Origin of the sequence: Pedobacter cryoconitis, from assembly GCF_014200595.1 — a bacterium.
GTDB lineage: Bacteria > Bacteroidota > Bacteroidia > Sphingobacteriales > Sphingobacteriaceae > Pedobacter > Pedobacter cryoconitis_C.
On record NZ_JACHCG010000003.1, the window covers coordinates 253,384 to 266,071 of the forward strand.

Consider the following 12,688-nt stretch of genomic DNA (forward strand, 5'->3'; position numbering starts at 1 on the left):
TGCTAAACCTATTGTGGTTTATGGGTGTTGTTAGGATCAACATGTTCGTCTGCTCCGTCTTTACCGTCTTTGAATTCTTTAACGCCTTTACCAAGTCCACGCATCAGTTCAGGAATTTTTTTACCGCCAAAAAGCAGCAAAACAACTACCAAAATAATAATGATCTCTGGTGTACCCAGTGCTGCTAATATTGTTGTGTTTAACATGGTTATTGAGTTAAATTTTGTTTTTTTCTATTTCTGATGGTGCTTCCGCAGCAGGTGTTGCTGTTGCATGTACTGCTTCATGTGTTTCAGCAGCTGGTGTTACGTGTGTTTCTGCTGCTGTTACTACAGGTGTTTCCGCAACTGTTGCTGTTGGTGCTGACGGATCAACATGAACTGCATTATTTGCATCATACGCAGCTGTACCAGTTGCCGGGTAAGCAGCATCTGTTGCTTTGATCTCATCATCGATATCCATCGCATTGATATTGCGGTGAATTTCGCGTTTTACTCCTTCTGAGGCATCTTTAAAATCTCTGATCCCTTTTCCTAATCCTCTTGCAAGTTCAGGTAATTTTTTACCTCCGAACAACAACAGTACTACGGCCAGGATAAGCATGATTTCGCTTCCACCCATATTTAAAAATTCTAATACTACTCCAGTATACATATCAATTAAATTATTAGACTAACAAATATAAACATTTTTCGTGCGCACCTTTTGTATTTTCTTACAGTTCTAATGGCTTTCTAATGTCATTAAACTGATACACTAGGGATCTGCTGCAAAATGTCCCGTTAATTTATTTAGCAATCCATGCTTCAGGATTCAGTTTTGACTGTCCCCTCATAATTTCAAAATGCAGTACCGCTCCGTCAGAAGTTGTGGCCACCGTACCAATACTCTGGCGGGTTTCTACTTTCTCTCCTTTAGATACACTTGGTGATTTCAGATTCTGATAAATCGTGAAATACTCCCCATGGCGTATTGCAACTACATAAATCCCCTGTATTACCGTTACAAATAACACTTCTCCACCAAATACCGCACGAACCGTAGCGCCTTCACTGGTCATGATGTTTACCCCATCGTTGGTATATCCAGCCTGACCTTCTGTATGTCTTCCAAACCCTTCAGTGATCGATCCCGAAGCCACCGGCCATGGTAAACGTCCTCTGTTGGTTTCAAATCCCGCAGATAACCTTGCTGCTTCCGGCGTTGCCGTCAGGTAGTTACCACTTTTTGGTTTTGGTTTCTCTGCCGGAGCAGGTTTACTTTCCGCTTTTGCTCTCGCTGCTGCAATCCTTGCTTCTTCTTCCGCTCTTTTTCTGGCTAAAGCAATTTCCCTGTTAATCGCATTTCTGATCTCGCGGTCAATTGCAGCCTGTTGTTTCTTTCTTTTGGCTATATCCCGGCCAAATTGTTTTTCCTGTTTACTGAACTGGTTCAATACCGTAGCCTGTTCATTTTTATTCTTCGCCAGTTTACCCTGCTCAGTTTCCTGCTCTTTTAATAAACTGCTTTTCGCCTTTAAGCTTTTATCCAGTACTACAATCTTATAGTTCAGGTTCTTTTCGGTTCCCTGAATATAGTCAGCCTGTTTTTTACGGTACTGACCAAATTGCTGTAAATATTTTATTCTTTTATAAGCCTGGTTAAAATCACGTGCAGCAAAAATAAACATCATCTTATCGTATGAATTTCTATTGCGCTGTGCAAACCTGATCATTCCGGCATATTCTTTTTTAAGCTGTGCCAGCTGACCCTGCAATGAATGTACGGTGTTTTTATTCTCATGGATCTCATTGTCCAGATTTTTTATTTCTGAGTTGATGACCGTGATTTTACTCTGCATCAAGCTAATTTTCGTACTTAACGCACGTATCTCACTTAAAGTAAGCTTCTTACCCTGAGCTGCCTTATTCAGGTTTTTCTGTAAAAGTTCAATCTCACGCTGGATGGCTTCTTTCTTCCGCTTTAACTGAGAGCTGCTCTGGGCAAAGGCCGTCGGCGCAAACGCGATAAAAAGAAGAAATAAAAGTAATTTGTGTAGCTTCATTGCATCAAAAGTATAAAAAAAATTAGTTTATTATCTCAAACCTTTTAGGAAGACTGAACGGATAATCCAGTTGAACATTGCGTTCTATTTTTGAAAAGTCAAATGCCAGATTGGTTTTCTTAGTCCCTGACAGAGAATTGATTTTAATTACCGAAGGAAACAAAGCGTCCGTTACCTGCTGATAATCCGAATAAACAACCTTTAGCGCTTTTGCTGCCCTCACCTCGTTCATATTCAGCTCACCCGTTTTCAGCAGCGTATTAAACAAGACCCTGAAGGCCAGTTCCCCTTGCGTTCCACTAGCTGTAAACACACCTGCATCCGAATTCAGCTCGGCCTGATCATTCGTAAATTCAGCAATCGTATTTCCCGTCAGAATGGCTTGCAGCATCTTGAAAGTAACCTGTTTATTGGTAAAACTGTTCAAATAACTAAAAGGCTTTTTAACGGCCAGTGACTGTAAATTGTTCCGTAAAAGAACGCTATCCGGTGTAATCAATGCCCTGGCGACTTCAATTCCCGCAATAGCGGTTACACTCGCCCATATTTTCTGATCCTTCTGAATCCTGATAGTGATATTCACATTGTTGACATTCCCGTTCATGTCCAAACTTACTTTCCCTTTCATGGAAAGTGTATTGAAAGGAATATCCTTTGCTTTGAGCAGTACCAGGTTTTCCGCTTTCTTGTGGTTAGCCACAGGCACAACAGCTACATCCGGAGTTTTAACAATTGCTTTTTTGGTCTTGCAGGCTATTGCAGTGCTGAACAGCAAAAGAACCAGCAGACTATTTCGTAAGGTACTTTTTCTCATTTATTTTTCGTTTTAAAAGCGGCGAATCATTGCCTGCATCCCATGATTTTTTCCATTGCACCAAGGCCTCATCCGGAGATCCCGTATGGAATAAAATATCGCCGTAATGCTCCAGATAAACGCTGTTTTCAGCTTCATTGTTCTGCAAAGATTTCTCTATCCATACCTTAGCCAGCTCATATTTCCCTTTCTTCAGCAAAATAAGCGCATAAGTATCCGCTACAGAAGCATCCCGGGGCAACGCTTTGGCCGCAACCGTGATCAGTGCCTCGGCCTTATCCAGGTTCTCATTCCTTAACGCCAGGTAATACGCATAATTGTTCATAATCAGGAAATTTTGCGGATCCAGTCCTACAGCTTTCTCAAAAGCCTGATCTGCCGCAGCCACTTTGCCCTGATCAATTAAGATCTCTGCCTGCAATGCGGAAATCAGTGCCTGAAGCTCTTTATTTTCCCCATCCAGCATCATCGCAGATTTGATATGTGTCAATGCCTCTTTATTCTGTTCTTCCCGATGCAGTGCGAAGGCCATATAATAATATAAAATAGCCTGATTAGGATAAACCGCTAAAGCAGCTTCTCCATAACCGATCATCTGTTTGTATTGTCCCATCAGAATAGAGATATTGAGGACTTTCTCCCAAACCCCATACAACTGATCCGTTAATTTCAATGCTTTTTTATAGTGCTCCAATGCAGCCGGGAGATTCCCGGTTTCGTATAAAACGTCTCCATAAAGTGCAAGGAACAATGGGTCATCCTGATGCGTACTGGCAATATTTTCCAATACTTTAGAAGCTGCCATAAATTTCTTTTGAGAGAGGAACAGCGTTGCTGCTGCCATCGCCTCGGTTGCATTTACAGGCGCAACAATCTCCTGTGGCCCTGCTGTAATTCGCTGGCGCGCTCTTGTGAGCGCCTCTGAGGGGCCAAATTTCTTTTCTACCAATGCATAGGCGGCCAGAGCCTCTTCCTTTCTACCGGAGATTGCAATCGCATTGGCACGATCAAACTGATAACTCTGCTGATCTGGGGCAAGGCGGATCAGCTGATCAAAAACCGGGATCAGGCGATCCATACTCCCGGTACTCTTGTAAAGTTCGGCCATTAACTTCCAGTACCATGGATTATTCTTGTCAATATTTACTGCTGTTGCGATGGCTGTTTCAGCCTCAGGCATTTTATTCTGTCTGAAGTTCAGCAAAGCGATCTCATACCACGCAGCAGCATTACCGGCATCAATAGCCGTAATTTTCGTAAAGTTCTCATTGCTCTTTACATAATTCTCTTTGAGCTTATCGCTCAAACCTGCAAAAAAAAGTTGTTTAATGCGTATACTATCCCTGGCCGAAACAGGCAGGCGCTGGGCAACTGACGGCAGGGGCAGGAATAGCATACCACATAAAACAACGATTCTGTTCATTTATTTAAGGTTATTTACCTGTATGTCCGTAACCACCTTCACCACGTGCAGTATCACTTAGTTCTTCTGCACTTTCCCAGCTGATAGTTTCATGCTTGGAAATCACCATCTGTGCTATTCTATCTCCATTATTCACTACAAAATCAGTATCAGAAAGATTGATCAGCAATACTTTGATCTCTCCGCGATAATCGGCATCAATAGTTCCCGGAGAATTTACGATACTGATCCCATGCTTATAAGCCAAACCACTGCGTGGACGGATCTGCGCTTCATAGCCCACCGGCAATTCAATATGCAAACCCGTAGGCACCAATATACGCTGCATAGGCTTGATTACGATCTCTTCCGTTACAAAAGCTCTCATGTCCATTCCTGCTGCATGAGCTGTTTCATATTGAGGCAATGCCAATCCTGATTTGTTGATAATATTAATCTTCATCTTATTCTATTTATTTAGTAGTAAAGCCCTTTTAAACAGGCTTCTGTTATTTTAATTACCCTTTAGTTACCGCTTGCTTAAAAGCACCTTTAACTCATCCTTCTCTACATAAACGATCCCTGCTAAAAACAGCAGTAACAATCCATTCCCAATATAGATATTCCTGTTAAATACCCAGAAAGACAGTACTACAATAACCACCGAGGCGATCAGGTAAGCCAAAATCCGTTTTAATTTATAAGGAATCGGATAATATTTCTGTCCCAAAACATAAGACATGACCATCATCACAAAATAAGCCAGCATCGAAACCCAGGCAGAGCCCATGTAACTATATCTTGGGATCAGTATAAAATTAAATACAATCGTAATAATTGCCCCTACCACAGAGAGGTACAAGCCAAAACGCGTCTGATCCGACAACCTGTACCAGATTGAAAGGTTCATATAAATACCCAGACAAACATAACCAAACAACAAGTAAGGCACTGCCGGCAGTCCAGACCAATATTGCGCCGTATGCGCCGCGTCCCCTTTGATGAAATATTTAAGAATTTCAATATTTGCGACTAAAGCGACGAACAACAATGAAAGTGCAATCACAAAATAGTGCAGAATCGTCGCATAGGTTTTCCTTGCATTTTCATGTTTCGCATGACTAAAAAAGAACGGTTCCGCTCCCAGTCTGAAAGCCGTAATAAAAATACTTAAGAAAATTGCAATTTTACAAACCGCGCCATAAATCCCGACATCAATATCAGCCACTGCTTTCGGTAACAACTTACTCAGTACAATCTTATCCAGGTTCTCATTGATAATGAAAGATAAGTTGGCTACTAAAATAGGCCAGCTATAAGAGATCATTTTCAGGAACATCTCTTTATCAAACTTAAACCTGATCTGAAGAAACTCAGGCAGCAGCAATAAGAATGTAAGGATACTGGCGGCCAGGTTGGAAATAAAAACATACCCTACCCATTGATAATGATACCAGCTCTCAAACCACGAGGCCAGTGGCCAGTTATGCTTAATAATCAAAGGGATCACAAAAATAAAGAACAGGTTGAGTCCGACAAAACTTCCAATATTCAGGAATTTGATCACACTATATCTGAATGCTTTATTATCAGCACGGATTTTGGCGAAAGGGATCACGCAGATCGCATCTACAAACAAGATCCCGACAAAATACTTCACATATCTTTGATAGTCCAATACCTGGGCCTGCTCTCCATTATTGATCCAGGAGGCGATTGAATCGGCAAAAACAGAACCTGTAATCAGAAATATCCCTGCAATAAAGGCTATACAAATAAAGGAATTATTGTATACCGCATCCTTTTTGTCCTCATGCTTATTGAGGTATCTGAAATAAGTACTTTCCATTCCGAAAGCGAGTACCGCATTGATCAGCGATGCATAGCTGAAAAGTTTGGTCAAAATACCAAATGTGCCGGGCAGATATGCCCTGACATAAATTGGGGTTAATATAAAATTGAGCAGTCTGGAGAGTATGGTACTCACACCATAGACCGCAGTCTGACCTAAAAACTTCTTTAAAACTGACACCTGATCTGATTAACGGGTAATAAAGCGGACTTATTTCTTAATGATCTCAAAATTACGATAGTTTTTCAGTTCCCCCGGTGTGATCTCTACCTTCTCTATCTTGGCACGGTCCGGCCCTTCATTGCACCATTCCTCAAAAATATCCAGCAAAGTATCATCCCCTTCCGCCTCAATATACAGGCTTCCGTCCTTTTCATTTTTGATAATTCCGCGCACACCCATCTGGTCTGCGACTACTTTTGTGGTATATCTGAACCCTACCCCCTGCACTGTTCCTGTTATCCTGATTATGATTTGCTTCATCTATATTTATCTATTGTACTGTCTTATCTTTTTGTCCTATCTTTTTCTTATCATCAGCTTAAAACTGACTAACCCTGTCTTTCTCTTTCAAAAACCCCTGCCATATCTCCTCCAAAATAACCGCAGCAGGTCTGATCTCCTTCAATAATGCCGAAACCTGGCCAATCTCTAATTCGCCTTCTTCTAAATTGCCCTCAAACATACCTAATTTTGCTCTTGCCCGTCCTAACAAGCCCTTTAATGTTTCCGCATCCGCACCCTCAGCTTCCGCCGATGCGATGACTGACTCAAAAGGATTCTTCAGTAATCTGACCGGAACCAGTTTCTGCAACCTCAATTTGGTATCCCCTTCCACGGCTCCGACGATCCGCTCCTTAAAAGAAACATGCGCAGAAGACTCCTGCGCAACCGCAAAAGCAGAACCTACCTGCACCCCATCTGCCCCTAAAGCCATAGCTGCTAACATACTGCGCCCCGAAGAAATCCCTCCTGCTGCAATAACCGGTATCCTCACAGCATCAGCAATCATAGGAATCAAACACATCGTTGTCGTTTCTTCCCTACCATTGTGTCCACCCGCTTCAAACCCTTCCGCAACCACCGCATCCACTCCACAGGCTTCTGCCTTCAAAGCAAACTTTGTATTGGCAACCACATGCACTACCGTCATTTGTGCCGATTTCAAAAAACCTGTCCATACTGCTGGATTGCCTGCCGAGGTAAAAACAATTTTTACCCCCTCCTCAACTAGAATTTGCATAATCTCTTCCACATTTGGATAAATCATGGGCACATTCACTGCAAAAGGAAAAACAGTTGCCTGCTTAATTTTCCGGATATGTTCCCTTAAAACCTCAGGATACATAGAACCAGCTCCTATGATGCCCAGACCACCAGCATTTGAAACTGCCGCAGCAAGCTTCCAGCCACTGCACCAGACCATGCCCGCCTGAATAATCGGATACTGAATATTAAACAAAGAGGTAATACGATTTGACATATATTATATTATAAAATTCTTTCAATAGAGGTTTCGGCTGTAATCAGCCCCCCCTGTAGATTTTTCATTAAATTTATCCCCGGTTTCTTTCCCTTTTCCAAACTCCCGAATTGCGCTTCAACCCCCAGAAAATCAGCCCCATTTAGCGTAGCCCATTGCAACAACTCCTCAAAAGGAACCTCCTTAAACTCTTGCAAAACCTTCATTTCAGCTAAAATACTCAACTGATGATTGCTCGCTAAACTATCCGTCCCTAAAGTAATCGTTACTCCGGCATCCCTTAACAAGTCAACATCCGGTAACCTATTCTCAATATATAAATTCGCACCCGGGCACAAACACCAATAAAGGCGCTGATGCTGCTCTTGCGCAAACCTCAAATCCTGCTCACTCGTAAAAGTATTGTGAACCAGTAATGTCCTGGCCTCCCCGGATAAAAACGGCAAATAACTCTGTAAAGAAGTCTTTCCTTTGGCCTCAAAAAAACCAATATCCAACCCCAAAAACTCGTATAACTTTAGAAAATGCCCCTCTTTCGACTCAAAAAACAAATTCTCATCCAGCGTTTCCTGATTATGAATAGAAACTGATTCCTCACTACTTCCCGAGATCTTTTTAATTTCCCCGAACAACTCCGCAGAAACCGAATAAGGCGCATGCGGAACAATCGTGGCTCTCAAAGGTAAAAAACCATCCCTGGTCTCAATCGCCTTCTGAATAATCTCACCAGCCCGGCCCGGATTAAAACCCATTGCCTCCACAAAAGTATGATAGTAAATCCCGCTCTTAAGTTTTACCCCTTTAGAATAAATCTGGTTGGAAATATCGCCCGTGGCGACAATACCATTCACATACATCTGCCGATCAGCAAGCTCCATTGCCTCCTCAATCTCCACCTCCGAAGCCTGTCTCTGCTGCATAACCTGCTGCACAAACCCCGGTAATCCCGTATGCTCAGGTATTTTGCCGGCAAGGTGCGATAACTCCAAATGACAATGCGTGTTCACCAATCCCGGTACTAACACCCCATCATAAAACTTTATCCCTTTAATATTTAGTGCTTCACCCTGCTGTGCAGTCCATACATCCGTAATAGTACCATCATCACTGACAGCCACTATTCCATTCTGTAAAGGCTCAGCGCTGACCGGATAAACCCATGATGCCGACAAATAAGAACTCATAATTACAAATTACGGTTATTCTGCCCAAACGCTAAAAAAAACCAAATAATTTATCACCTCAAAAAGCCAAACCAACCAAATAAACAACTAGTAAACAACCTATTAACCCTAGTTACTCTCCTATATTGAAAAGATCTTAAAACGACATTGAAATGAGGTTGGAATGACCCAGGTCATTGCGAGGTCATTCCAACGTCATTGCAACCTCATTCCAATATCATTCCAAGGCACTATTTAACCTAGTTTGAACACCTGTTTTATACGCCAAGGCCACGTAAAAAAATTACCCCCTTTTTTGCACCCACTTCTCCACCAAACAAGTCTGCTCCCAACAACAATACTTCCTTCAATTATCATCTTCCAAGCATTTCTCCACCAAACAAATCTGCACCCGACAACTATCATTTCTTCAATTGTTTTCTTCCCAAGGTTTCTCCATCAAGCAATCAGCACCCAACAACAATATTTCATTCAATTATCTTCTACCCAGCGTTTCCCCTCTTTTTTCCCAAACCGACTGTAACTAGTCTGTTCTAATTTTCAAAGCAACCAATTTATCCAACCTTGCTAACCAAATTATATGTCTGGAAAAACCCGTGAAATTTCAAAAAAACCAGTTGTTAATTTCGCAGCCTGTTTCATTCGCAGAATGAAATCCAGCAAGAAATAACAACTGTTTTTTTGAAATCCCATTATTTTCATAGCATATATGGGTATAAATTGATTACTTTGTAAAAAGAAATACTATTATGTCCGATTCTACCACCCGATTAAATAAATACATTAGTGAAAGCGGCATGTGTTCGCGCAGAGCAGCAGACAGATACATAGAACAGGGAAATGTCTTTATTAATGGCAGAAAAGCCAAAGTTGGTGATCAAGTTTACTTCGGTGACCTGATTACGGTAAACGGACAAACCATTGAGCCTAAAGAAGTAGACAACTCTATTCTCCTTGCATTTAACAAACCCGTTGGCGTAACCAGTACAACAGAAGCAGGCGTAAAAAGCAACATCGTTGATTACGTGAACCATAGCGAAAGAGTCTTTCCAATAGGAAGGCTAGACAAAGATTCACAAGGATTGATCTTCATGACCAATAACGGAGACTTAGTTAACAAAATACTTCGTGCCGGTAACAACCATGAAAAAGAATACCTGGTAACCGTTAATAAACCATTAACAGACCAGTTTATTACCAACATGGCAAAAGGCGTACCCGTACTGGGGGTAATGACCAAAAAATGCAAAGTCACCAAAGAAAGTCCCTTCATCTTTAAAATCACGCTGATTCAAGGTCTGAACAGACAAATCAGACGCATGTGTGAACACTTCGGATTTGAAGTTACCAAACTCGAACGTATTCGTATTATGAATATCAACCTGAAAGGCCTTCCAGTAGGAGAATGGAGAGAATTCACTCCGGAAGAACTGACAGAAATCCATAACATGATTGCAAAATCAAGCTCTGTCGAACATGCCGCTGCAAAAAGAGTAGTTAAAAAAGCAAAAACAGCTACTGCACCAGAAGAAATTAATGTAACTCCTGCAAAAGCATTCAGAGCAAGACCAGCAGGCCCGTCAAAAGGAAAACCAAGACCAACCACACCAAGAGGTGAGCGCGGAGAAAGAAGCGAAAGAGACGAAAAACCACCAAGAGGTTCAAGGGCAAAACCAGCATCAGGATCATCCGCATTCAAAGCACCGGCTGCCACCAATGACTGGAATAAAAGCAATGGCCCAAGCAGGAGATCAGTAAAACCAACAAAAGGAAGATCAGGATCAGCACCAGCAAAGACAAGAAGTCCAAAACGCTAAACATCAATAACTTAGCACATCATAAAATACCTCCAATTTGTATGACCCAGTTCCTATTTTAATCGAATAAGGTCATACAAATTTCATAACTTACTAAAAATAAGTAAGTTCCAACGAAAAATTGGGTGGCTTATTATTTTTAGGTAACTTTGCATCAAATGCTAGTAACAACTAAAACTGATATCCGTTCCCTGAGTCTTATCCAGCTTCAGCAGCACTTTACTGAGATGAAAGAACCCGCTTACCGTGCCAAACAGGTTTACCAATGGCTATGGGAAAAATCTGCGCGTTCTTTTGAAGAAATGAGTAACCTGTCTAAAGACCTGAGAAAGAAACTAGACGAGAACTATACCATCAATGCAGTTGAGGTCAACAATACACAATTTAGTAACGACCAAACCATTAAAAATACCTTCCGCTTATTCGATGGAAACATCGTTGAAGGCGTACTGATTCCAATGGAAGAACGTATGACCGCCTGCGTAAGTTCCCAGGTAGGTTGTAGCCTATCCTGTAAATTCTGCGCAACAGGTTACATGGATAGAAAACGTAACCTGAATGCCGATGAAATTTATGATCAGGTAGTGCTGATAGACCAGCAGGCAAAAAAGAACTACAATGCGCCATTGACCAATATCGTGTATATGGGAATGGGAGAACCCCTGTTAAATTATGCCAATGTTATGAAATCAATAGAGCGTATTACAGCTCCTGATGGATTGAACATGTCTTATAAAAGAATTACTGTCTCTACAGCAGGTATCGCCAAAATGATCAGGAAACTGGCAGATGACGGCGCCAAATTTAACCTCGCACTTTCCCTGCATGCCGCAGATGACAAGAAGAGAAATGAAATCATGCCAATCAATGAGCAGAATACTTTAAAAGTACTCGCCGAGGCATTAAAATACTACTTCGCTAAAACAAAGAACCCTGTTACCTACGAATACATCGTTTTCAACAACTTTAACGATGAACTTCAGGATGCTATAGACTTAGCTAAATTCTGTAAACACGTACCCTGTAAAGTGAACCTGATTGAATACAACCCAATTCAGTTTGCAGACTTCATCAACGCAGAAGGAGATAAAATTGATGCCTTCTCTAATTATCTGAAAAGTCAGGGCGTGAATACAAATATCAGACGCAGCCGTGGAAAAGACATTGATGCAGCCTGTGGACAACTCGCTGTAAAAAATCAACCAGAAGAACCAGCTATATCAGTTAACTAATTCCGGCAAATCAGGGGTACATTGTAAAATGTCCCTGATTCAACAAACCTTTGCTGACCTTTTTCACCTCCTCTTTCCCAGGAACTGTAACGCCTGTGGTACCCCATTATTTTACGGAGAAAGAACGATCTGCACTAAATGTCTGCATGACCTCCCCTTCACAGACTTTCATTTGTACCCTGAAAATCCCGCAGCCAGAATATTCTGGGGCCGCATTCCAATTCACCAGGTCATTGCCCTTTTACACTTTAAAAAAGGTACCAGAGTCCAGCAACTCATTCATCAGCTCAAATACAAAGGACAAACAGATATCGGCTTCCTGTTAGGTAAAATGATCGGTGAACGCATGCTGTTATCAGACCAGAGACCCGATTTAATCGTCCCCATACCACTTCACCAGAAAAAACAACACAGCAGAGGCTACAATCAAAGTCAATTTATTGCAGCAGGAATAGCACATATATTAAAAAGCCCCATCCACACTAAACTCCTTACCCGTAAAATCAACACAGCCACACAAACAAAAAAGAGCAGGTATAACCGTTTCGAAAACATAAAAGATGCATTTGAAATCAATCGGCTTCCAGATTTAAAAAATCTGCATATTCTGCTCGTTGATGACATCCTGACTACCGGAGCCACATTTGAAGCCTGCGGCAAACTTCTGCTGGATAACGGGTTAAATAAACTATCCATAGCCACCCTCGCCTATGCAGAATAAAAAAAATACATGCCCAGTATAACATTTATATTTTATCCTCGTTTATATATTTGAGAGCGTTAATTTAGATGGTAAGGGTCGATATTTTCTTCATAGAAATATCGGCCCTTTATCTTTTCAAATTATTTTTATAAAAAAA

The 12,688-nt window shown here is 41.5% G+C and carries 13 protein-coding genes; 3 read left to right on the forward strand and 10 right to left on the reverse strand.

Annotated elements, in window-relative coordinates:
• Positions 1-8: 8 nt before the first annotated feature.
• From HDE70_RS18330 to HDE70_RS18375, 10 genes are all read right to left on the reverse strand, one after another.
• Positions 9-206: a twin-arginine translocase TatA/TatE family subunit gene (locus tag HDE70_RS18330; protein WP_183870237.1), complete on the reverse strand. Its 198-nt coding sequence runs from the start codon at positions 204-206 to the stop codon at positions 9-11.
• A 10-nt stretch (positions 207-216) separates the two neighbouring features.
• A complete protein-coding gene (locus HDE70_RS27345) occupies positions 217-654 on the reverse strand; it encodes a twin-arginine translocase TatA/TatE family subunit (protein ID WP_260161251.1) in 438 nt (145 codons plus the stop codon).
• A gap of 133 nt (positions 655-787) precedes the next feature.
• Positions 788-2,044, reverse strand: coding sequence for a murein hydrolase activator EnvC family protein (locus tag HDE70_RS18340; protein ID WP_183870238.1), 1,257 nt, complete (start codon positions 2,042-2,044; stop codon positions 788-790).
• A gap of 22 nt (positions 2,045-2,066) precedes the next feature.
• Positions 2,067-2,858, reverse strand: coding sequence for a DUF4292 domain-containing protein (locus HDE70_RS18345; RefSeq protein WP_183891481.1), 792 nt, complete (start codon positions 2,856-2,858; stop codon positions 2,067-2,069).
• Positions 2,833-4,281, reverse strand: a complete 1,449-nt coding sequence (locus tag HDE70_RS18350; protein WP_183891482.1) for a tetratricopeptide repeat protein — start codon at positions 4,279-4,281, stop codon at positions 2,833-2,835. Before HDE70_RS18350 ends, HDE70_RS18345 begins: the two co-directional genes overlap by 26 nt.
• Positions 4,282-4,291: 10 nt before the next feature.
• Positions 4,292-4,723, reverse strand: coding sequence for a dUTP diphosphatase (dut, locus tag HDE70_RS18355; RefSeq protein WP_183870241.1), 432 nt, complete (start codon positions 4,721-4,723; stop codon positions 4,292-4,294).
• A gap of 66 nt (positions 4,724-4,789) precedes the next feature.
• On the reverse strand, positions 4,790-6,292 hold the full coding sequence (locus HDE70_RS18360) for a lipopolysaccharide biosynthesis protein (RefSeq protein ID WP_183870242.1): 1,503 nt from the start codon (positions 6,290-6,292) through the stop codon (positions 4,790-4,792).
• Positions 6,293-6,322: 30 nt separating this feature from the next.
• A complete protein-coding gene (locus HDE70_RS18365) occupies positions 6,323-6,595 on the reverse strand; it encodes an acylphosphatase (RefSeq protein WP_068405547.1) in 273 nt (90 codons plus the stop codon).
• A 58-nt stretch (positions 6,596-6,653) separates the two neighbouring features.
• Positions 6,654-7,595 (reverse strand): NAD(P)H-dependent flavin oxidoreductase, encoded by a 942-nt coding sequence (locus HDE70_RS18370; RefSeq protein ID WP_183891483.1) that lies wholly within the window; start codon positions 7,593-7,595, stop codon positions 6,654-6,656.
• An 8-nt stretch (positions 7,596-7,603) separates the two neighbouring features.
• The gene (locus HDE70_RS18375; protein ID WP_183891484.1) at positions 7,604-8,779 is read right to left on the reverse strand and encodes an amidohydrolase family protein; all 1,176 of its coding nucleotides are present in this window, start codon (positions 8,777-8,779) and stop codon (positions 7,604-7,606) included.
• A 749-nt stretch (positions 8,780-9,528) separates the two neighbouring features.
• On the opposite strand from HDE70_RS18375, the gene rluF reads away from it, so the two are divergent.
• The 3 genes from rluF to HDE70_RS18390 all read left to right on the forward strand — a co-directional run bounded on the left by rluF (position 9,529) and on the right by HDE70_RS18390 (position 12,549).
• Positions 9,529-10,596 (forward strand): 23S rRNA pseudouridine(2604) synthase RluF, encoded by a 1,068-nt coding sequence (gene rluF, locus HDE70_RS18380; protein WP_221302102.1) that lies wholly within the window; start codon positions 9,529-9,531, stop codon positions 10,594-10,596.
• A 158-nt stretch (positions 10,597-10,754) separates the two neighbouring features.
• A complete protein-coding gene (rlmN, locus tag HDE70_RS18385) occupies positions 10,755-11,828 on the forward strand; it encodes a 23S rRNA (adenine(2503)-C(2))-methyltransferase RlmN (RefSeq protein ID WP_183868223.1) in 1,074 nt (357 codons plus the stop codon).
• 28 nt (positions 11,829-11,856) lie between these two features.
• Positions 11,857-12,549: a ComF family protein gene (locus HDE70_RS18390; RefSeq protein ID WP_183891485.1), complete on the forward strand. Its 693-nt coding sequence runs from the start codon at positions 11,857-11,859 to the stop codon at positions 12,547-12,549.
• The last annotated feature ends 139 nt before the right edge of the window (positions 12,550-12,688 follow it).

Excerpts from the sequence above, each read along its gene's own strand:
- HDE70_RS18330 (WP_183870237.1), bottom strand. The coding sequence starts at position 206 with ATGTTAAACACAACAATATTAGCAGCACTGGGTACACCAGAGATCATT.
- HDE70_RS27345 (WP_260161251.1), bottom strand. The coding sequence starts at position 654 with ATGTATACTGGAGTAGTATTAGAATTTTTAAATATGGGTGGAAGCGAA.
- HDE70_RS18340 (WP_183870238.1), bottom strand. The coding sequence starts at position 2,044 with ATGAAGCTACACAAATTACTTTTATTTCTTCTTTTTATCGCGTTTGCG.
- HDE70_RS18345 (WP_183891481.1), bottom strand. The coding sequence starts at position 2,858 with ATGAGAAAAAGTACCTTACGAAATAGTCTGCTGGTTCTTTTGCTGTTC.
- HDE70_RS18350 (WP_183891482.1), bottom strand. The coding sequence starts at position 4,281 with ATGAACAGAATCGTTGTTTTATGTGGTATGCTATTCCTGCCCCTGCCG.
- dut (WP_183870241.1), bottom strand. The coding sequence starts at position 4,723 with ATGAAGATTAATATTATCAACAAATCAGGATTGGCATTGCCTCAATAT.
- HDE70_RS18365 (WP_068405547.1), bottom strand. The coding sequence starts at position 6,595 with ATGAAGCAAATCATAATCAGGATAACAGGAACAGTGCAGGGGGTAGGG.
- HDE70_RS18370 (WP_183891483.1), bottom strand. The coding sequence starts at position 7,595 with ATGTCAAATCGTATTACCTCTTTGTTTAATATTCAGTATCCGATTATT.
- HDE70_RS18375 (WP_183891484.1), bottom strand. The coding sequence starts at position 8,779 with ATGAGTTCTTATTTGTCGGCATCATGGGTTTATCCGGTCAGCGCTGAG.
- rluF (WP_221302102.1), top strand. The coding sequence starts at position 9,529 with ATGTCCGATTCTACCACCCGATTAAATAAATACATTAGTGAAAGCGGC.
- rlmN (WP_183868223.1), top strand. The coding sequence starts at position 10,755 with ATGCTAGTAACAACTAAAACTGATATCCGTTCCCTGAGTCTTATCCAG.
- HDE70_RS18390 (WP_183891485.1), top strand. The coding sequence starts at position 11,857 with ATGTCCCTGATTCAACAAACCTTTGCTGACCTTTTTCACCTCCTCTTT.